Genomic DNA, 19,669 nt, shown 5'->3' on the forward strand with positions numbered 1-19,669 from the left:
TGGAACCGCCACGTGAGAAGCAAGGAGGAGATCGTGAACAACTGGCTACCGCGCTATACCGGTTTGCCTCTGAACGAATTCAAGCCGTACGTGCTGCTCACGAACTTCGACGGGTACTTGGACATTTTTTGCCGTCAGACCGGGGCGGTGATCAAGGACCAGAACAAGAGCATGCGTGTCGCGATCGGCGAGGACATGTGCATGGTGAACTTCGGGATGGGAAGTGCCAATGCGGCCACCATCATGGACCTGCTCAGCGCGATAGACCCCAAAGCCGTGCTGTTCCTCGGTAAGTGCGGCGGGCTGAAGAAGAAGAACCAGTTAGGTGACCTAATACTACCGATAGCTGCCATACGCGGGGAAGGCACAAGCAATGACTACTTCCCGCCTGAAGTTCCAGCACTACCAAGTTTCATGATCCACCGCGCGGTGAGCGGTGTTGCGCGTGACCATGACCTGGATTACTGGAGCGGGACGGTCTACACCACGAACCGCCGGGTTTGGGAACACGATGAGGATTTCAAGGACAAGCTGCGCACCATGCGCTGCATGGCGATCGACATGGAGACGGCAACGCTGTTCATGACCGGCTTTTCCAACGGAATACCGACCGGGGCACTCCTTCTGGTCAGCGACCAGCCCATGGTGCCTTGGGGCGTTAAAACGGAGGCGAGCGACGCCAAGGTGACCACCTCGTTCACCGAAAGCCACGTGAGAGTTGGTATTGCCAGTTTGCGCGAGATCATCAATGAGGGCCGCAGCGTAAAGCACCTGCGATTCGAATGAGCACGCTGGACGGCTACAAAGCCGTTATGAAAGAGATCCAATCAGGGAAGGTGGGCCCTATTTATGTGCTGCATGGTGAGGAAGGATTCTTCATCGATCGTGTGGAGCGCGAGATCGTGGACCGGGTACTGGAGGACCACGAAAGGGACTTCAACCTCACCGTCCTGTACGGCCGTGACTGCGATGCACAAGCCGTGAAGGATGCGTGCCTTCGTTACCCTATGATGGCGGAGCGGCAAGTGGTCGTGCTCCGTGAAGCCCAGGCATGGCGGCCCGACCAATGGGACAAACTGGAGCCGTACGCTGAAAAGCCGACGCCTACAACTGTGCTCGTGATCGCCCACAAGCACAAGAAGATGGACGGTCGCAAGGGATTCCCGAAGACCGTCGCGAAAAAAGGGACCGTCTTCCACAGTGAACCGCTCAGGGACCATGAGCTGCCGAAGTGGATCCAGGCATACGTGCAACATCACAAGAGGAAGATCGGGCAGCACGAGGCCTTGCTCTTGGCGGACCATCTCGGAAGCGACCTTGGGAAAACCGCCATGGAGGTCGAAAAACTGGCGCTCATCACGCCCGAAGGCTCGAACATCACCACCGATACCATCCAGCGCTATGTGGGCATCAGCAAGGATTACAACATCTTCGAGTTGCAGAAGGCGATAGGAGCGCGGGACCATTTGAAGGCGCAGAGGATCGCCCACTACTTTGCCAACGACCCGAAGGATCATCCTTTGGTGTTAACGCTCGGGCTTCTGAACGGCTGGTTCGGCAAAGTGGCCATGTTGCACGGCATGAGGGGGAAGCCGGACAGTGAGGTGGCCGCTACCCTGAAGATCCCGCCCTTTTTTGTAAAGGAGTACGCTCAGGCCGCACAGAACTTCGATCCCCGGGCGGTCGTGAACGCTCAGAACGTGCTGCGATCCACCGACCTCAAGAGCAAGGGTGTCGGCAACACCAGTGCAGGTGAAGGTGAACTACTGCGCGAGGCGATCGCCAGGATCCTTTCCTGACTTGTCGGCACCACTAATAGTCAGCGGGCACCACTGAACGGTGAGCGATCGTCAAAGGGACAATACGTCAACGGACAGGAAGCCCATGATGGTTCAAACTATGCACCTCCAGGACCTCGGGCCGAAGGGGACGGCGGTTACCTTGCACTCACCTGCCCCGGAACCCATACAAAGACCATGAGAAGGCTCAACGAACTGTTGCTTTCCACACTGTTGTTGCTGAATGCTGCCAATGGTGGGGCCCAAGTGGTGATCAATGAGGTGAGCGCGAGCAATTTGGGCACGCAGGCGGACAATTTCGGCGACTTCAGCGATTGGGTGGAATTGTACAATACCACGGGAGCCGCCTTCGACGTCAGCGGTTGGTGGTTGAGCGACAACCCCGGGAACCCCCAGAAATGGGAGTTCCCTGCTGGAACGATCGTGACCGCCAATGGCAGGCTGATCATCTGGTGCACAGGCCGGAACCTCGGCGCCCCGGCGATGCACACAAGTTTCAAGTTGAACCAGACCGCTCAAGAGACAGTAGTACTGAGCGACCCTGGAGGAGCATTAGTGGATGACTTCCAGCTGGCCCAGCCCACGCAAGAAGACCACAGCTGGGGGCGCAGCACTGATGGAGCCAACACTTGGAACATTTTCACCAGTCCCACTCCTGGCCTTGCCAACAGTGGAGGCTCGTCCTATTACGCAAGCAAACCCGTTATTGCACCAACTGCTGGCTTCTATTCAGGCGCGCAGAACGTGACCATCGCACCGGTGCCCGGTTGCGATGTCCGTTACACTACCAATGGCGACCTTCCCACATCTGCCAGCACGCTCTACACGGGCCCGATCCCGGTGAACACCACCACCGTTATCCGCGCTGCTGCCTTCCCCACCGCCCCCGGTGTACCCATGAGCTATGTTGAAACGAACACCTACTTCATCAATGCCACCCACTCCGTAGCCGTTCTGAGCATTGCTGGGAACGACCTCAACACCCTCCTTGAGAACGGCAATCAGATCGAGCCACTGGGCTCGTTCGAGTACTTCGGTCCCGATGGCACGTTGCGCGACGAAGCCGTCGGGGAATTCAACGAGCACGGACAGGACAGTTGGGCATATGACCAGCGCGGGTTCGATTACATCGTTCGTGATGAAACTGGGTACAATGACGCGTTGCATTATCCGATCTTCAGGACCAAACAGCGGGACCAATTCCAACGTGTTATCGTCAAGGCCCTCGCAGGTGACAACGTGGCCTATGGTCCGGGTCAACCTGCACACGTTCGCGACCCCTATGTCCAAGCCTTGAGCCAACTCGGCGACCTCTCGGTTGATGAACGGAGCTACGAGCCTGCCGTTTTGTACCTGAACGGCGATTTCTGGGGCGTGTACGACCTCCGCGAAAAGGTCGACGACCATGACTTCACCGATCATTACTACGACCAGGACGAGAACAACATCCAGTTCCTCAAGACCTGGGGTGGCACCTGGAGCGAGTACGGTGGAGCGCAGGCACAAGCGGACTGGGACGCATTGCGCAATTACATCGCCACGAACAACATGGGAAACGCGGCCAACTTCGCCTATGTGGACAGCCTTTACAACTGGCATAGCCTGATCGACTACTTCTGCTTGAACAGCTACACTGTCTGTGCAGACTGGCTCAATTGGAACACGGCTTGGTGGCGCGGCCTTGACCCCAACGGGGATAAGAAGAAATGGCGCTATGTGCTGTGGGACATGGACGCCACGTTCGGGCACTACGGCAATTTCACCGGCATCCCGGACCAAAGCCCGGATGCCGACCCATGCACAGTTGAACAACTTCCCAATCCCGGAGGCCAGGGCCACACGGAGATCTTGAGCAAGCTTTTGACCGAGAACCAAGACGTGTACAACTACTACGTCAATCGTTACATCGATCTGGGCAACACGGTCTTCAACTGCGACAACATGCTTGCGCTGCTGGACAGTTTCGTTGCTGTGATCGACCCGGAAATGCAAGCGCAATGCAATCGATGGCCCAATGCGTCCTATGCCACGTGGCAGGCAAACGTTCAAGTAATGCGGGACTTCATTGTAACCCGCTGCGTAACGATCGAAACCGGCTTGGTTGATTGCTACGATGTCACCGGACCGTTCGACGTCATGTTCAATGTGGACCCGCCACTAAGTGGTTCCATCCAAGTGAACAGCCAGGTGCTTCCGAGCTATCCATTTACGGGCACGTATTACGGTGGTATTACGACAACCATGGCCCCGATCCCGGCGACGGGGTGGGTGTTCAGTCATTGGACCATCCTCAACGACACCATCACTCCCAGCACGCTGGACTCCCTGGTCACGCTCGATTTCGATGTGCCCGATACGGTCATCGCGCATTTCATTCCTCCGATCCGGTATGATGTGCTCGTGGATGTTGATCCCCGCACGGGAGGTTACGTGCAATTGGGCAGCACGACCATCACCCAGTTCCCGCACATCGAGAACGTACCGCATGGTGTGCCACTGCAGCTGAAGATCTTCCCGGCTGAGTTCCACGATTGGGAGTACTGGGAGATCCTGCACAACGATATCACCCCGGATGATTCACTGGAGCAGGATGTGAGCATCACCTTCTTCAGCACCGATACCATCGTTGCCCACCTGGATCCGCAGGAGCACGGGTATTACCTGCCCAATGCCTTCACACCGAACGGCGACGGCATCAACGATGTGTGGTTCCCTGGCCAGCAGGTGGTGGAGGCGGAGAGCTACAGCTTGACGGTGTTCAACCGCTGGGGAGAGGTGATCTACAACAGCACCGACCCCACCGATGGTTGGGATGGATCAGCCAGTGGCTCCGAGGCCCCGAACGGTGTTTACGTTTTCAAGGCCCATGTGGTGGATGCCATCAGCAAGGAAAACCACGACTTCAATGGACATGTGACGTTGTTCCGCTGAGCGGACAGCCGTGATCTTGGGAAGGCGCACCTGCAGTGCGCCTTCTCCATTACCAGAGATCACGGCCGAAAAGCCGCAAGGTGAGTTTGCTCACCCCTACGAAAACACCACCGTGCCGTACCTCGATCGGATACACAGCAGCATTGCCTCCGTCAGGTTGTCGTCCCCTCCCGGTTACCAGGTCGTAGCGGTAACGATGTCTGGGGCACACAAGGCATCCATCATTCACTTCGCCCGCAATCATGCTGGCCCCGTGGTGCGGACACTGTTCCTCCAGCGCATACAAGTGATCGTTCCATCGAACCAACAGGAGCTTGCGCCCGCTGATCACTCCCGGGCAGACTGCCCCAATACCGGACGGGATCCTGCCCGGCCAACGGTACCAGACCATCCGTTCCACCAGCATGCTCAACGTTGAAGGATGAATGCACCTTGCCTCCGTATGTCGTGGTACGGCACATTGTGGTCTTGGCACCAGTACCGGACATGGCGCCGCACATCCATGGACATGTCAGCGCAAAGCACCACGGCGTTCGGAACACCGCCTTGGGTCATTTTGTCCATGTTCACCTTGCCCTCGCCGTGCAGGATCAGTACATCGGGCATCTCCAACGCATCGATCGAACAGCTTCCGGCTTTGAGCAAGGCTGCCGTTAGCTTCGGCATGGTCCACCGGACGATGCTATCCTGGACCTGATATCGATCGAGCACTTCCTGCAGCCCCCAGGCCCTTGCATGCTGGACGGTTTTGCGCTCTGCCATCGGATCAACTATGGAGGCGCTGTCCGCCTGCAGGTGCATCGAGCGACCGTGGACGAACGAACACAGGACCCCGTCCCGGAAATCGTACACGACAACCGCGCATCGGTCCTCTCCATTGTCCAAACGATCGTCCCACCTCAGCAAAATGACAACCAACGCAAGCGGAACCATCCAAAGCGCGACGCGCCAGCGCCATTTGATCGCAGCGGGCAACGCGAGGATCAGTACGTACAACATTGAACATTGCCATACGTCGATCCGCAAGGCCGGATAGGAAAACGGCAACGTCCCGAACCATTGGGCGGCATTCCCCATGAACGCGACAGCCCAACCCAACAGGAGCTCAACGAACTCACCGATGTACTGAAGTGCATGCACGAAAAGGGCGGCAATGCCCAGATAGATAGCGATGGTGCTGGCCAGCACAACAACAAGATTCGCAGGAAGGAACCACGTCGGGAAGGCCCCGAAAGCATGTATCGACACCGGGGTAGTAGCAATTTGAGCCGCCAGGGTCACGCACACGGCCGACCAGACGTAATGAGCAACGAACGTGCGCGGGGACCAGAGCTCCAATAGCGGTTTGTAGAACACGATTATCCCTAGAACCGCGAGGAACGAGAGCTGGAACCCCAGCTGCCAGAGCATCGATGGATCCCAGAGCAGCAGGACCAGTGCCGCAAAACCGATGCTGTTCAGTGGTTCACTTGGCCTACCGCTCGAATCGGCAACGGTGAACACCGAAAACATGATCGCTGCGCGCACAATGCTCGGTGAGCCACCGGCCAAGCCGGCAAAAAGCCACAAGCATGTGAGCACGAGCAAGCCGCGGCCCCAACGTGCCAACCTGCGGTTCCCGAGCCACACGAAGGACTTCGACAGGATCCAGTAGATGAGCCCTACATGCATGCCACTGACAGCAAGAACATGCGTGGTACCGCTTCGCGCGAACGCATCCCTCTGCTCCGTGCCAATGTCGTTCCGAACGCCCAGGACCAAAGCCTTCACCAGCCCCTTCTGGCGATCACCGATATGCATCCCATCGAACCAACCGGCGACTGATGTGCGCCAGTCATCAAAAAACCGGAGGAAGCGCTCTTCATGGCCTATGAGCGCCCAATTGTCCTGTTCAATGAACGCCTCATGCCCTAATCCCTGGGAGGCAGCCCACCGCGCCCGATCGAACCCGCCCGGGTCCGCGACCCGATCGATGGGCCCAATGGGAGCCTTGAACACGATCCTATCACCGGGAACGAGCCCGATCGATGCACTATCGTTACGGATCATCAGTAGCAAGCCTCCCTCAACAGGCTGTACCACCTCGTTCTGCCACCAACCCACGGCTGTTGCTTTGCATCTGACAACGTTCGCCGAAAGTCCCGTCACTTCAGTGATGTCCACCACCACCGGTTTGCGCTCACTGCCCTCAACACTGAGCAAGCCTGGTCGGTCAAGGGAACATTGTACGCAGTAGTAAAGCGACCCGAGGCCTGCCATGGCAACCATCATGGCCACGCCACGGGTCCAGCGCATCGGGTAGGTGGTGCGCCTGAACGCCGTCCACGCGAAAGCAAGCAACGAGCAAAACGCAAATGCCGCGTGAACCGCTAATCCCAATGGCCAGGCTTGGGCCATCCCAATACCGAGCACGAATGGCACCGCCATCTTCAGCATGGGTGCCCGTGCCAGGTCGCTCCATGGGCCAGTGCTCATCTCCGCCAAGGTAGAAACCTCCGTGGCACAGCCCTTGCCAAATGCCCTCGGCTACCTTCGCAGCACCATGATGAAAAGCACTCTCCTCTTTGTGGCTTCCACGCTCCTGTTGAACATGTCGTCGCACGCCCAGGACGACGCGCGCGGCCGTGCCATAGTGGACAAGCTGGTGGCCAAGAGCAAGACGTGGACAAGCTTCGAAGCGGAGTTCACCACCAGGCTGCAAAGCACGAAGGACAAGTTGGACGTGAAGCAGAACGGCGTTATCAAAAGCAAGGGCAAGAAGTTCCATCTGGTGCTGGGCACCAACACCATCATCAATGATGGGACAGCGCTCTACACCTACAATAAGGACAACAACGAGGTGACCATCAGCGACCCGGGCGAGATGGACCAGGAACTCGACCCCAGCAAACTCTTCACCCTCTATGAAAAGGGCTTCAAAAGCCAGTTCGTTGAGGAGAAAGCCGACGCAACCGGTGCAGTGCTGCAAACCATCAAGCTCTTCCCGATCGACGCTGCGAAGAAGCCCTACCACACCATCGTGCTCACGGTGGACAAGACCAAGGAAGAGGCACGGCAAGTACAGATCATGTACAAGGATGGCAACGTGGTGACCTATTCGTTGAAACGGTTCGTTGCGAACCCCGCATTGGCCGACGCTCTTTTCGCCTTCGACAAGACCAAGTTCCCTGGCGTGTCCATCGAGGACATGCGGTGACCAAGCGAACACTAGCAAAGGGCCCCTCCAGGGGGCTTTTTGCGTTCCGGACGTTACCCACGCTGGTCGACGTCATTGAACTCGTATGTTCTTGCTCGCCACACTGCTCTGCACACCCAGCCTCCCATACGCGGATCTGAAGGCTGCCATTGAGCGCGATCGCATCCACCTGGCTGCCGCGTACGCATCGGCCGGGCCCAGTTGTCGCGAGGAAGTGTTGGATCAGGCACGGTCCTACTTGTTCAACGCCGTTGCCGACGACCTCTTTGCCGCTTGGTACGGCACGCCATGGGACTTCAACGGGACCACGAGCGTTCCACGGCAAGGACACATCGCGTGCGGGTACTTCGTCACCACCATCCTCCAACATGCCGGGTTCAAGCTGCCTCGGTACAAGTGGGCCCAACTAGCCGCGGAACCGATGATCCGACGAATGGCACTGGAGCCCAGCAAGACGTACGACGCAAGCGTGAACGAGATCGAGGCGTGGCTGCGCGACCAAGGCGATGGGCTCTACGTGGTGGGATTGGACAACCACGTGGGGTTCATCTTTCGCCGCGATGGCAGTTCGCTCTTCGTCCACAGCGGCTACTACCGGCCTGAGGTAGGCGTTGTGGCCGAGCCCCTCGATGGTCCGACCCCCTTCGCTGTTTCGCGTTGCCGGGTGATCGGAAAACTGTTCGACGACGCCATGGTGGTGAAGTGGCTCACCGGCGAGCCGCTGGGCCAGGGCCGCTGATCATTTGCCCGTCAGATGCACATAGTCCTTCAGCACCCTGAGCAGGAAATCCTGTGGCCGCTGATCGGTGCGCACGTTGAGCAGCGCTTGTACTTTCTCTGACGCTTGCAGCAGGATGAGGGCCCTATTGTCGCCCCGGTTCTTGTACAACACTTCCTTGATCAGTTGCGCCTGACCGTCGGTGAGGCGCACGGCTTCTGGATAGAGCGGCACATGACCTTGCTCGACTTGCACCAGTAGGGTGTCATCCAAGGAAGTCCGCTTCCGCATGCTCACCACGCAGGTACCGGCTGCCAGATCCCCCAAACGCTGTCCGCGCCCGTTGATGAGGATGACCAGCGCTCCGAGATAGCTGATGCTGTCGATTGGCCGGAGCACCCAGCGCATGACATACTGCCCAAGGCTGGGGCGACCACCGTCCATACGGGCCACTTTGATCTTCCGCGCCCGCTTCCCGATGCTCTGGCCGTTCATCGTCACTTCGCTGATCAGATCGTACAAGAGGTAAGGCAATCCGATGATGATCGCCAGCAGCCACCCCGGATAATTCCAGTAGTTGAGTGTACCGAGGCCCAACAGAAGAAACACACCGATGACGTATCCCGCCAGGATCAGCCCATCGAAGAACCACGCTAGCCCCCGATCCCCGAGGCTGGCCACTTCATAGTCAACCCCCACGTTCTGGGCAGTGTCGATGCGAATGGCGTCCATGCGGTGAAGAAAAGGAAGGTTGGTCTATTGATCGTGCGAGGCGCTTGACGACCCCGTGATGGGAATGGCCGGGCCGGCGTGGTGTGCTTCCGAACGGAGCACAGCGTTCATAAAGGCTTTGATCCGGGCCAACGGTTCGCGCACCCCGGCTCTTGCACAAACGCTGCCATCTGGTGGGTCTGCAGCTATGCTCTGCGCGCGCAGTCCAACAGCAGATGCGAGGTATTGTGCCCGTGGCAGGTGGAACCCTTGGCTCACGATGATGGCGCTGTCAACTTGGAAGACATGTTTCGCACGCCACATGCTGTCGTATGTATCGAAACCGGCATGGTCCAGGAAGATGTGCTCCTTCGGAACCCCCATCTGAACCAGCCTCCGCAACATGGTGTTCACCTCGTCATAGTCGTTCCGCCCGTGGTCACCGGTAATGAGGAAGCGTTGACCCTTGGCACTACTGTACACCTCGAACGCCCGCTGCAACCGCTCCTCCACGCAGGCGCTCACTCCGTCATCCGTAACGAAACTGCCCAGCACGACAATGGTCCACGCCTTGTTGAGATGATCGGTGGACGCTACGATACCTGCTGAGGAACGGTGCAATACCCACGCGTTCACTCCGAACAACGCGGCAACCAGCAACACGAGCATCAGCAAATGGCGGCGCCAGTGCACACGCGGATCGAACCATCGTAACAGCCGTAGCACCGCGGATCAATGCTTCACGACCAATCTCGCCGTCCGGTCCGTTCCCGACAACCTTACGGTGTACAGGCCATTGGCCAATGCGCGCACATCGATGTCGGCGCTGGTCCTGGCGGAGGTCAGGGGCAATGTGATCACCGTGCGTCCGCTGAGGTCCAACACCTCCAACGAGCGATCTTCGCCTGCAACAAAGAGCACCTGGACGTGGTGGTCTGCGGGGTTGGGGAACAGATGGAACGCACCGATCGCTTCCGGGCCATTGAGACCGAGCGAAGTGGAGTCGTACCAGAAACGCACCGTGGTCGCAATGCCGGCTACCGTGTTCACCTGCAGCACGGGCACATCCATTCCTGCGGCCAACCACTTGTACTCGATGGTCTCGGGCTCGGGCAATGAGAAGCCGAACATGAACTGATCCACGTAAATGCTGTCTGTACGGTTGAGCACGCTTTTCACCCGCAGCACCTGGAACGTATCCGTGGGCAGATAGAGCGTTCCCCAGCCATCAACCGTGTTGTCCCGTACCTGCTCCTGTCGGAAGAAGAGCACACCCGGAACCTCCACTTCCCAGGTACTGGGACTGGTACTGGCATCGCTATAGTTCAGTGGCAACTCATACACATGGTCCACCGGAAGACGTTGCACACTGGCGGGAACCCCGTTGATGTTCGCACCGAAGCCGACGTTATCGAAGCCGTTCGCGTCGCGCTTGAAGTAGTCGTACACATCCGTGAGCTGCAGTACCTGGAAATCGAAGTCCTGCCCGCGCACGGCGTAGTCCGCATCGTGGTCGGGATAGATGAACGGGTTGTTGAAGAAGAACTGGTAGAGGATCGGTGTGCTGCTGACGGACACACAGGTGTCGGCTGTTTCCAACTGTGGCTGAAGCACGCTGAAGTCCCATACATGGTTCGGACCAGTATCCGCATCGTCGAACTGCGTCACGGTCGTGTTCCAACGCGCGGGGATGTCACCGGCACTGGGCATGTCGGCCTGGGTGATGGTGATCTGCGCTTGGGTGAAGCCAAAAAAGGTGAAGCCCACCAGCCCGGCCATGGCGCGGGTACGAGCCTTGTGGTGCAATACGTTCATGCGGTCCGTTGTTGTTGGCGAATGTCGATGATCGGCTCCACCTGACGAAAGGCACCTCCCCTTCCACCACGACGATACCTTTGGGCTTGTGAAGAACCCGCTGCGCTCCCTGCTCCTGCCTGCCATGGTGCTCATGGCCCTCAGTACCAGTGCCCAAACTGAACGAAAGCTGGTCCAGTTCAGCGGTATCGTGGTTTCCGGGGACAGCTTGGAAGGTGTGCCGTTCACGTATGTCGGGATCCGCAAAAGCTTCCGGGGCACCATGAGCGACGTCTTCGGTTACTTCAGCTTTGTTGCACAGGAGGGCGACACGGTCGAGTTCAAGGCCGTTGGTTTCAAGGTGGGACAGTATGTCGTGCCGGTGGGGCTGGAGGAGAGCAAGTACTCCATCATCCACCAGTTGGAAAGCAATGTGATCGACCTGCCTGAAGCCAAAGTTTACCCCTGGCCCAGCCGCGAAGAGTTCGACCAGGCGTTCCTGGCCTTGGACCTACCGGAGGACGACTACCAACGAAGCCTGAAAAACCTGAGCCCGGCCGAGATGCTCCAGCGCATGGAGAACCTGCCGCCTGACGCCTACGAGAGCTTCAGCTATGCGATGGCACAGGACCGAACCAAGCTGTACAACAGTGGCGGCGTGCCGAGCATCAACCTCTTCAACCCTGTCGCTTGGGCCCAGTTCATCCAAGCGTGGAAGAGCGGGAAGTTCAAGAACAAGGACAAGAAGTAGGTGACCGGTGTGGGGCATGGTGGGCATGTGTCCATGTGTCCATGTGTCCATGTGTCCATGTGACCATGTGCCGGGCGGTTCACAACCCTGTTGATGGCGCCGGTCGAAGCTCATGTTGCAGGAACCGATCGCGTGACTTTCTTTGGCCGTATGAGCAGCCACCGCATCCTCGTTTACGGTCCCAATGAGCAGCAAATGGACACGCTGCTCGGCGAACTCCGGAGCCACGGTTTCATCGCCATGGGCGTGAACGATGGCATTGAGGTGTTGGACCAATTGAACCGCACCACGTGGGACATGCTGGTCATTGAGGGCGAAGTGGACGAAAAGCCCCGCACCATCCTGAAGCACCACTTGGAACGCAGCCGGACGAAAGTGCTGGAACACCAGGGCTCGCCAACCGATCTGGTGGCCCACATCGGGCAGGCCATCGTCGGTTAAGGCCGGGCAGTTGGGCGGCCGCACAATGGGCGGCAAAAGGGCCCGTTACTTTAGCCGCTCATGAATTCGAGGCCCTGGTCCTTTCTCCTTCTTCTCGTTTTCGGTGCCGCCCAGGCACAACAGACAGCCACCGTTTCAGGTACCGTGCGTACCTCCGACCGCGAACTCGCGGAGTACGTCAACGTGGCCGTAGTGGGCACCAACACCGCGACGTCCACCGACGGTTTCGGCAAGTACTCCTTGGTGGTTCCGGCCGGAGAGACCATCCGCCTCCGGTTCAGTCAGGTGAGCTCCGATTCCGTGGTGGTATTGAACCTGAACCCGGGTGAACGACGTACGCTGAACATGGTGCTTGGCGGTCGGGACCTTGGTGAGTTCACCAAGCGCGGCAACGAGCGCGGCGGCGGCATCGAACGCATGAACCCGCGCGTGATCCCCTTCAACCCCAGCATCACCGGTGGCATCGAAAGCATGTTGGGCAGCATGGGCGCAATCACCCGCAATGAGCTTAGCAGCGGTTACAGCGTGCGCGGTGGCAACTACGACGAGAACCTCGTTTACGTGAACGACATCGAGGTGATGCGGCCCTTTCTGGTGCGCGCAGGCCAGCAAGAGGGCTTGTCGTTCCCCAACCCCGACATGGTGGAACGTATCCAGTTCAGCGCGGGCGGCTTCGATGCGCGCTACGGAGATAAGCTGAGCAGCGTGCTCGACATCCAGTACAAGCGACCAAAAAAGTTCGCGGCTACAGTGACGGCCAGTACGCTCGGTGGCGCGATCAGCGTAGAGAATGCCATGTTGAACAAGCGCCTACGGCAGGTGACGGGATTCCGCTACCGGAGCACAGAGCTCGTGCTGCGCGGCCTCGACACACAAGGCGAGTACGACCCAAGGTACACCGACCTGCAGAGCTATTGGACCTTCGACATCAGCGACAAGGTGGAAGCCACCTTCCTCGGGCTCTACAGTCGCAACAAGTACGTCTTTGAACCGCAGGACCGCGAAACCGAGCTGGGCAACTTCAACGAAGCATTGCGCTTCACCGTGTACTACGACGGCATTGAGCGTACCGAATACGAGACCTTCAGCGGAACGCTGGGCCTCAACGTGAAACCGCGCCCAGGCACCATCCTGAAGTTCTATGCCGGCGCCACGGACACGCGCGAGACCGAGCGCTTCGACATCCTGGGCCAATACCTGCTGAGCGAGTTGGAGCGCGATCTGGGCAGCGACCAGTTCGGTGAAGCGGTGCGCAATCTGGGCATCGGCACCTTCCTGGACCACGCACGCAACGAGCTGAACGCGCGCATGTACACCGTGGCCCACAAGGGTGTGCGCACCGGCGGTCGCAGCATCCTTCAGTGGGGCATCGATGCGCGGAGCGAACGCATCAACGACCGCCTGAGCGAGTGGAGCATGGTGGACAGTGCCGATTACAGCATCCCTTACAGCGGCGGCGAGAACCTGGAACTCCAATACAGCCTTAAGACACGGCTGAACATCGAGAGCATTCGTTCCAGCGCCTACTTGCAGAACAGCTGGGAGTGGCGCTCGGGCGCGGACAGCAGTGGAACACTGGGTGCCACGCTGGGCGTGCGTGCCCAGAACTGGAGCTACAACGGCCAAACCGTGGTGAGCCCGCGCGGCCGCATCAAATGGCAGCCGGGCTGGAAACGCGTTACCGCCAAGGGCGACACCGTCTCGAACCGCAACACGTTCTGGTTCGCCACCGGCTACTACTACCAGCCACCGTTCTACCGCGAACTGCGCGGCATCGATGGCCAACTGAACCCCGACCTGAAAGCACAGGAGAGCATTCACTTCGTGCTCGGCTGGGACCGCAACTTCACGTTCTGGGACCGCCCCTTCAAGTTCAGCGCCGAGGCCTATTACAAAGTCCTCAACAACCTCATCCCGTACGAGGTGGACAACGTGCGCATCCGGTACTACGCCACCAACAATAGCAAGGGCCATGCGACCGGCCTGGACCTGAAACTGAACGGCGAGTTCATCGAGGGCATCGAAAGCTGGGTGTCGTTGGGTTTGCTGAACGTGGAAGAGGACATCACCGACGACTTCTACTACGACCGTTACAACGCCGATGGCGATCTGATCGTACCGGGCTACACCTTCGACCAAGTAGCCGTGGACAGCGTGCGGCGCGAACCGGGCTCCATCCCCCGCCCCACCGACCAGATCTTCAATTTTTCGTTGTTTTTCCAGGATGAAATGCCCCGCTGGCCCACTTGGAAGGTTCACGTGAACATGGTGCTCGGCAGCGGCCTACCGTTCGGTCCACCAACGTTCGAGCGCTACAAGGACACGCTCCGCACCAGCTTCTACCGGCGTGTGGACATCGGCTTCAGCAAGCAGTTCGTTGGTGGTGAAGGCCAGCGCGAAAAGTGGATGGGCACCCACGACCTGTGGCTGTCTTTGGAGGTCTTCAACCTGCTGAACGTGAACAACGTGGTGGACCACACCTGGGTGCAGGACGTGCGCGGCAGGTACTACGCCATCCCCGACTTCCTCAGCCCGCGCCGCTTCAACCTGAAGCTGGTGGCGTGGTTTTGACCGGGGCCAGAGGCCAAGGGCCAAAGCCCAAGTGGCAAGTGTCAAGGTTGAAGGACTGGGGCTGCTCTACTTGGGTATTGGCACTTGCCACTTGAACCTTGTCACTTGAAACTCCTCCCGATCCGGCCTTCCTCTATTTTCGGGCGCCCTGACCTCCCCCATGCGCCCGCTCCTGCTCCTGCCCCTTCTGTTGCTCTTTAGCTCATGCGGCACGAAGAAGTTCGTCGCCAGCAGCCACCCCAATGGCAAACCCGAAGTAGTGATCTACATGAAAGGCGATGGCGAGGAGGCGGAGAAAGTGATGGAGAAGGTGTACTACCCGAGCGGCCGGTTGGAGTACATCGGCCGCTTCGCGAACGGCGTGGAGCACGGTGAATGGACCTACTACTACGAAGACGGAACGAAGAAGTACACCGAGAACTGGGAGAACGGCCTGGAGCACGGCATCCACTACGACTACAGCCCCGATGGACAGGTTTACCGCGAGCTGCACTACGAGAAAGGCAAGCTCATCAAGGAGGTGAACAAGAGCAAGCAGTAGGCCTTCATGTGTTCATGGGCCCATGTGGCCATGTGACCATATCAATTACGCGAACTGCCTTACGCTGAGCCCGATGATGCTCACGCACTCCATCAACTGCTCCTCGGTGATGACAAGCGGCGGCGCGAACCGGATGATATCGCCGTGCGTGGGCTTGGCAAGAAGTCCATTGTCGCGAAGCAACAGGCAGAGTTCCCATGCGGTCTTCGGTGAGCCATCGGCGGCTTTGCGCGGCTCGATGATCAACGCGTTCAGCAAACCACGGCCTCGCACGAGCTTCACGAAGTCGTAGGTGTCCACGAGCTTCTGCATCTCGGCGCGGAACAGACGGCCCAGGCGGTCGGCGTTGGCCACCAGATCCTCGTCCTTCACAATGGACAAGGCCTCGATGGCGAGGCGTGCGCCCATGGGGTTGCCTCCGTAGGTGCTTCCGTGCGTTCCGGGCGTGAAGACGTCCATGATGTGCTCGTCAGCCAGGACAGCGCTCACCGGGTACATGCCACCGCTCAGCGCCTTGGCCAGGATGACCACATCCGGGCGTTTGGCCGGGTCGGTCTCTTCATCGGGCACGCTGCACAACAAGCGACCAGTACGCGCAATGCCCGTTTGGATCTCGTCGGCGATGAAGAGCACGTTCCGCGACTTGCACAACGCTATGGCCTTGGGGAAATAATCCTCTGCCGGGGTGTACACGCCCTTCTCGCCTTGGACGGGCTCTACTAAGAACGCGCACACGGTTGGATCAGCCAAAGCGAGCTCCAGCGCAGCCAGGTCATCATAGTCGATGGTGATGAAGCCCGGTGTGAAAGGCCCGAAGCCCCCATAACTGTCCGGGTCGGTGCTCATGCTCACGATGCTGATGGTGCGGCCGTGGAAGTTGCCTTCGCACACGATCACCTTGGCTTGGTCCTTCGGGATGCCCTTCTTCTCATAGCCCCACTTGCGCGCCATCTTCAGCGCGGTCTCCACTGCTTCGGCGCCGGTGTTCATCGGCAGCATCTTGCCGTAGCCGAACGTATTGCAAAGCACCTTGGCATACTCACCCAGCAAACTGTTGTAGAAAGCCCGGCTGGTAAGCGTCATCCGCGCGGCTTGGTCCTGCATGGCCTTCACCAAACGAGGGTGGCAGTGGCCTTGGTTCACAGCGCTGTACGCACTGAGGAAGTCGAAGTACCGCTTGCCTTCCACGTCCCACACGTGTACACCCTTGCCGCTGTCGAGCACCACGGGCAGCGGGTGGTAGTTGTGCGCACCGAATTGGTCTTCCAGGGCAATGGCCCGTTGCGTCTTGGTGCGTTGGTCAGTGCGTGTCTCTTGCATGGTGCTTTCAGAAAGGCCGCCGAAGATACCCGGGTGCCGATGAGGCGTCGCAGACGCCCACCTCGAACGAGCGCGTTACAAACGCGCTCTGGCACACAAGCCCGGCCCTTTCGCTGGTTTCTGCGCTTCTTTGCCGCATGGCCCGCAACAAAAAGCCGCTGCCCGTTTGGGAAGCCGTGCCCATCACCGGCTATGGCGCGCATGGCAAGGCCATCGCCAAGCACGAAGGATTGGTGGTGATCGTGGATGGTGCTGTGCCCGGCGATGTGGCCGACCTGCGCATCACCAAGAAGAAGAGCAAGTGGGCGGAAGGAACAGCCGTGCGCATCGTTGAAGCCTCCGCCGACCGGGTGCAGCCGTTCTGCAAGCATTTCGGAACATGCGGCGGCTGCAAGTGGCAACACCTCGACTACGCCAAGCAACTGCATTACAAGCAGCAACAGGTGGTGGACAACTTGGTGCGGATCGGCGGTCTGGAATTGCCGCCCGTCTCCCCCATTCTGGGATCAGAGCGCACCATCCACTACCGCAACAAACTCGAATACACGGCCAGCGCCTTCCGTTGGTTCACCACCGAGGAACTGCGCAGCATGGGCGACATCACCGATCGTAACGCGTTGGGCTTCCATGTACCGGGCGGCTTCGACAAAGTGCTGCAGATCGATGAGTGCCACCTGCAACCAGCGCCCAGCGATGCCATCCGCAACTTCATCCGGCAGCGCGCGGCGGAACTAGGACCGCCGTTCTACGACATCCGCAACCACACAGGCTGGCTGCGCACGGTGATGGTGCGCACCACTACCGATGGCCAGTGCATGGTACTGGTTGCGTTCGGTGAAGAACACGAAGATTCGCGTGAGCAACTTCTCGGAGATCTGCGGTCCGCGTTCCCGGGCATCACCTCCTTGCTCTGGACCATCAACCCGAAGAAGAACGACACTATCTGGGACCTGGACATCCGGACCTACGCCGGCACAGAGCATCTAATGCAGGAGCTCGTGGATGAAGGACATCCCAACTTGAAGTTCCGCATCGGGGCCAAGAGCTTCTTCCAAACGAATCCGGAACAAACACAGCGGCTGTATGAGGTGGTGCGGGCCTATGCTGGTCTAACTGGCAGCGAGCACGTTTACGACCTCTACTGCGGCGCCGGGAGCATTTCGCTCTTCATGGCCCGGCACTGTGCACACGTTACTGGGGCCGAGATCGTCCCCGAAGCCATTGCCGATGCGCATTCGAACGCCGCCTTGAACGGGATCACCAACGTGGCCTTCGAAGCCGGCGACCTCAAAGACCTGCTGAACGCGGATTTCATCGCACGGCACGGCAAACCCGATGTCCTCGTGACCGATCCGCCGCGGGCCGGCATGCACGCCGATGTGGTGGCCCGCATCCGCGAGCTGGCCCCCCAGCGCATCGTTTACGTGAGCTGCGACCCCGCCACGCAAGCACGCGACCTTGCCCTGCTGAAGGACATGTACCGCATCACGCACGTGCAACCAGTGGACATGTTCCCGCACACCTACCATGTGGAGAACGTGGTGCGGCTGGAGTTGATCGACTGGACATAGGCTACTACATTCACCATCGATGGACGACTACAGCCCCATCGATTGCAACTTCTACGACCGTTTGGAAGAAGCCGCCACGTTGAAGCAACGCGTGCGGCTCTTCCTCGGTGCCGAAGAGCAAGTGGACGGTGTGATCGCCGACCTCTGGCAGCACGACGGCGCCGAGTGGGTGCGCTTGGCCGATGGCCGCGAGATCCGGCTGGACCATGTGGAAGGGATAACGCTCCTGGTCCAGCACCCATGATCCCCACTTGTACTTTGGCGGCATGACGGCCGGGAAGACCATCGTACTGGACCACGAGCGTGTGCAACGAAAACTCGCGCGCATTGCCCATCAACTGCACGAAGAGCATCACGGCGAGAAACGCATTGTGCTCATCGGCATCGCGCCGCGCGGCATTCAACTGGCAGAGCGCTTGGCAAGCCTGCTGAAGGAGATCTCACCGCTTGATGCTGTGGTGATGGCACTGCACCTGGACAAGGACGACCCGATGAACAAGCCGTTCGAACTGAAAGGCGATGCCGGGCAACTGAAGAAAACGACCGTGGTGCTCGTGGACGATGTGCTGGAAAGCGGCCGAACGTTGATGCATGCTGCTGCCCAGCTCGTCAAGCACCCCTTGAAGCGCCTGACGACCGTGGTGCTAGTGGACCGGCGCCACCGCACCTTCCCTATCCGCGCCGACATCGTGGGGCTCACGCTAAGCACCACGCTGCAAGAGCGGATACACGTAGAACTCGGCAAACGGGACGCCGTCTACCTGGCCTGACCGATCGCGTTAGCGATGGCCTGCACCACAACGGTTGGCGGGCCATCGGCCGGGACGGAAGCGTGCGCACGTCGGTAGATCGGCAAGCGCTCGCCAAGGAGTTGCCGAACCCTTCCCTCAAGTTCCTCCCCCTTCAGGCCAAGCAGCAATGGGCGGTCGCCGCCGCTACACGCAATGCGCTGTTGGAGTACCCGTTCTTGGACGTCGAGGAACACCACCGTGCCGAAGGTGAGCATAGCCTCCATATTGGCCTCATCCAGCGGGGTTCCGCCGCCAGTGGAGATCACCACATCGCGATCCTCGATCACATCCAGCAGCACTTCGCGCTCCAGTTCCCGGAAGGCCGCTTCGCCCTGCTTGGCGAAGAAGGGCTGCAACGGTCCCACCCGCTCCTCAATGCGCCGATCAATGTCGATGTGCCGAACACCCAGGTGCTGTGCGAGTTCCCGCCCGACGCGTGTCTTTCCGCTGCACATGAAACCGATGAGGAAGATGGGCGCCTGCGGCATGCGCCAATGTTAGCGAGCAAGCATCTTTGCGGCACAGCCCAAGAGC

Annotated in this window: 19 protein-coding genes; 12 read left to right on the plus strand and 7 right to left on the minus strand. The window is 59.2% G+C overall.

The features are described 5' to 3' along the window. Positions 1-12 precede the first annotated feature (12 nt). The 3 genes from IPJ76_01075 (at position 13) to IPJ76_01085 (ending at position 4,730) form a co-directional block, all read left to right on the plus strand. Positions 13-786 (plus strand): AMP nucleosidase, encoded by a 774-nt coding sequence (locus tag IPJ76_01075; GenBank protein QQR86848.1) that lies wholly within the window; start codon positions 13-15, stop codon positions 784-786. Beyond that, entirely contained in the window at positions 783-1,799 is a 1,017-nt protein-coding gene (gene holA / locus IPJ76_01080; protein ID QQR86849.1) for a DNA polymerase III subunit delta, read from the plus strand. Before IPJ76_01075 ends, holA begins: the two co-directional genes overlap by 4 nt. A gap of 177 nt (positions 1,800-1,976) precedes the next feature. After that, positions 1,977-4,730: a CotH kinase family protein gene (locus tag IPJ76_01085; GenBank protein ID QQR86850.1), complete on the plus strand. Its 2,754-nt coding sequence runs from the start codon at positions 1,977-1,979 to the stop codon at positions 4,728-4,730. Between the two features lie 49 nt (positions 4,731-4,779). Here the strand turns inward: IPJ76_01085 and IPJ76_01090 are convergent, their stop codons facing one another. After that, complete coding sequence (locus IPJ76_01090; GenBank protein QQR86851.1) at positions 4,780-5,136, minus strand: Rieske (2Fe-2S) protein; 357 nt, start codon at positions 5,134-5,136, stop codon at positions 4,780-4,782. Between the two features lie 2 nt (positions 5,137-5,138). Further along, positions 5,139-7,205 carry a ComEC/Rec2 family competence protein gene (locus IPJ76_01095; GenBank protein QQR86852.1) on the minus strand — a complete coding sequence of 689 codons (2,067 nt, stop codon included), beginning with the start codon at positions 7,203-7,205 and terminating at the stop codon, positions 5,139-5,141. 67 nt (positions 7,206-7,272) lie between these two features. On the opposite strand from IPJ76_01095, the gene IPJ76_01100 reads away from it, so the two are divergent. Together IPJ76_01100 and IPJ76_01105 are read left to right on the plus strand one after the other, a co-directional pair. Continuing rightward, positions 7,273-7,926: an outer membrane lipoprotein carrier protein LolA gene (locus tag IPJ76_01100; GenBank protein QQR86853.1), complete on the plus strand. Its 654-nt coding sequence runs from the start codon at positions 7,273-7,275 to the stop codon at positions 7,924-7,926. An 85-nt stretch (positions 7,927-8,011) separates the two neighbouring features. Beyond that, entirely contained in the window at positions 8,012-8,665 is a 654-nt protein-coding gene (locus tag IPJ76_01105; GenBank protein ID QQR86854.1) for a hypothetical protein, read from the plus strand. Here the strand turns inward: IPJ76_01105 and IPJ76_01110 are convergent, their stop codons facing one another. The 3 genes from IPJ76_01110 to IPJ76_01120 form a co-directional block, all read right to left on the minus strand. Then, positions 8,666-9,376 (minus strand): RDD family protein, encoded by a 711-nt coding sequence (locus IPJ76_01110; protein ID QQR86855.1) that lies wholly within the window; start codon positions 9,374-9,376, stop codon positions 8,666-8,668. 24 nt (positions 9,377-9,400) lie between these two features. Then, positions 9,401-10,024, minus strand: a complete 624-nt coding sequence (locus tag IPJ76_01115; GenBank protein ID QQR86856.1) for a YdcF family protein — start codon at positions 10,022-10,024, stop codon at positions 9,401-9,403. A gap of 63 nt (positions 10,025-10,087) precedes the next feature. Beyond that, a complete protein-coding gene (locus tag IPJ76_01120; GenBank protein ID QQR86857.1) occupies positions 10,088-11,170 on the minus strand; it encodes a T9SS type A sorting domain-containing protein in 1,083 nt (360 codons plus the stop codon). Positions 11,171-11,258: 88 nt separating this feature from the next. Here IPJ76_01120 and IPJ76_01125 point away from each other — a divergent pair, with 88 nt between their 5' ends. The 4 genes from IPJ76_01125 to IPJ76_01140 all read left to right on the plus strand — a co-directional run bounded on the left by IPJ76_01125 (position 11,259) and on the right by IPJ76_01140 (position 15,453). Next, the gene (locus tag IPJ76_01125; protein ID QQR86858.1) at positions 11,259-11,900 is read left to right on the plus strand and encodes a carboxypeptidase-like regulatory domain-containing protein; all 642 of its coding nucleotides are present in this window, start codon (positions 11,259-11,261) and stop codon (positions 11,898-11,900) included. Positions 11,901-12,050: 150 nt separating this feature from the next. Beyond that, positions 12,051-12,341 (plus strand): hypothetical protein, encoded by a 291-nt coding sequence (locus tag IPJ76_01130; GenBank protein QQR86859.1) that lies wholly within the window; start codon positions 12,051-12,053, stop codon positions 12,339-12,341. Between the two features lie 60 nt (positions 12,342-12,401). Continuing rightward, positions 12,402-14,912, plus strand: a complete 2,511-nt coding sequence (locus IPJ76_01135) for a TonB-dependent receptor (protein QQR86860.1) — start codon at positions 12,402-12,404, stop codon at positions 14,910-14,912. 160 nt (positions 14,913-15,072) lie between these two features. After that, complete coding sequence (locus IPJ76_01140) at positions 15,073-15,453, plus strand: hypothetical protein (GenBank protein QQR88372.1); 381 nt, start codon at positions 15,073-15,075, stop codon at positions 15,451-15,453. Positions 15,454-15,498: 45 nt separating this feature from the next. On the opposite strand, the gene rocD is transcribed toward IPJ76_01140, so the two are convergent. Continuing rightward, on the minus strand, positions 15,499-16,773 hold the full coding sequence (rocD, locus tag IPJ76_01145; protein QQR86861.1) for an ornithine--oxo-acid transaminase: 1,275 nt from the start codon (positions 16,771-16,773) through the stop codon (positions 15,499-15,501). A 137-nt stretch (positions 16,774-16,910) separates the two neighbouring features. Between rocD and rlmD the strand changes: the two genes are divergently transcribed. The 3 genes from rlmD to IPJ76_01160 are packed head-to-tail and all read left to right on the plus strand — an operon-like array spanning position 16,911 to position 19,114. After that, positions 16,911-18,344: a 23S rRNA (uracil(1939)-C(5))-methyltransferase RlmD gene (gene rlmD, locus IPJ76_01150; GenBank protein ID QQR86862.1), complete on the plus strand. Its 1,434-nt coding sequence runs from the start codon at positions 16,911-16,913 to the stop codon at positions 18,342-18,344. A 19-nt stretch (positions 18,345-18,363) separates the two neighbouring features. Further along, on the plus strand, positions 18,364-18,588 hold the full coding sequence (locus IPJ76_01155; GenBank protein ID QQR86863.1) for a hypothetical protein: 225 nt from the start codon (positions 18,364-18,366) through the stop codon (positions 18,586-18,588). 22 nt (positions 18,589-18,610) lie between these two features. Then, positions 18,611-19,114: a phosphoribosyltransferase gene (locus tag IPJ76_01160; GenBank protein ID QQR86864.1), complete on the plus strand. Its 504-nt coding sequence runs from the start codon at positions 18,611-18,613 to the stop codon at positions 19,112-19,114. On the opposite strand, the gene IPJ76_01165 is transcribed toward IPJ76_01160, so the two are convergent. Further along, positions 19,102-19,623: a shikimate kinase gene (locus IPJ76_01165; GenBank protein QQR86865.1), complete on the minus strand. Its 522-nt coding sequence runs from the start codon at positions 19,621-19,623 to the stop codon at positions 19,102-19,104. The two genes, IPJ76_01160 and IPJ76_01165, sit on opposite strands and share 13 nt — an antisense overlap. Positions 19,624-19,669: the final 46 nt, after the last annotated feature.

This window comes from Flavobacteriales bacterium, assembly GCA_016699575.1.
Lineage (GTDB): Bacteria > Bacteroidota > Bacteroidia > Flavobacteriales_F > PHOS-HE28 > PHOS-HE28.

Coding starts and splice junctions, on each gene's coding strand:
- IPJ76_01110 (QQR86855.1), bottom strand. CDS start 9,376: ATGGACGCCATTCGCATCGACACTGCCCAGAACGTGGGGGTTGACTAT.
- IPJ76_01155 (QQR86863.1), top strand. CDS start 18,364: ATGGACGACTACAGCCCCATCGATTGCAACTTCTACGACCGTTTGGAA.
- IPJ76_01100 (QQR86853.1), top strand. CDS start 7,273: ATGATGAAAAGCACTCTCCTCTTTGTGGCTTCCACGCTCCTGTTGAAC.
- IPJ76_01085 (QQR86850.1), top strand. CDS start 1,977: ATGAGAAGGCTCAACGAACTGTTGCTTTCCACACTGTTGTTGCTGAAT.
- IPJ76_01090 (QQR86851.1), bottom strand. CDS start 5,136: ATGCTGGTGGAACGGATGGTCTGGTACCGTTGGCCGGGCAGGATCCCG.
- rlmD (QQR86862.1), top strand. CDS start 16,911: ATGGCCCGCAACAAAAAGCCGCTGCCCGTTTGGGAAGCCGTGCCCATC.
- IPJ76_01140 (QQR88372.1), top strand. CDS start 15,073: ATGCGCCCGCTCCTGCTCCTGCCCCTTCTGTTGCTCTTTAGCTCATGC.
- IPJ76_01160 (QQR86864.1), top strand. CDS start 18,611: ATGACGGCCGGGAAGACCATCGTACTGGACCACGAGCGTGTGCAACGA.
- holA (QQR86849.1), top strand. CDS start 783: ATGAGCACGCTGGACGGCTACAAAGCCGTTATGAAAGAGATCCAATCA.
- IPJ76_01120 (QQR86857.1), bottom strand. CDS start 11,170: ATGAACGTATTGCACCACAAGGCTCGTACCCGCGCCATGGCCGGGCTG.
- rocD (QQR86861.1), bottom strand. CDS start 16,773: ATGCAAGAGACACGCACTGACCAACGCACCAAGACGCAACGGGCCATT.
- IPJ76_01165 (QQR86865.1), bottom strand. CDS start 19,623: ATGCCGCAGGCGCCCATCTTCCTCATCGGTTTCATGTGCAGCGGAAAG.
- IPJ76_01115 (QQR86856.1), bottom strand. CDS start 10,024: ATGCTCGTGTTGCTGGTTGCCGCGTTGTTCGGAGTGAACGCGTGGGTA.
- IPJ76_01105 (QQR86854.1), top strand. CDS start 8,012: ATGTTCTTGCTCGCCACACTGCTCTGCACACCCAGCCTCCCATACGCG.
- IPJ76_01135 (QQR86860.1), top strand. CDS start 12,402: ATGAATTCGAGGCCCTGGTCCTTTCTCCTTCTTCTCGTTTTCGGTGCC.
- IPJ76_01130 (QQR86859.1), top strand. CDS start 12,051: ATGAGCAGCCACCGCATCCTCGTTTACGGTCCCAATGAGCAGCAAATG.
- IPJ76_01095 (QQR86852.1), bottom strand. CDS start 7,205: ATGAGCACTGGCCCATGGAGCGACCTGGCACGGGCACCCATGCTGAAG.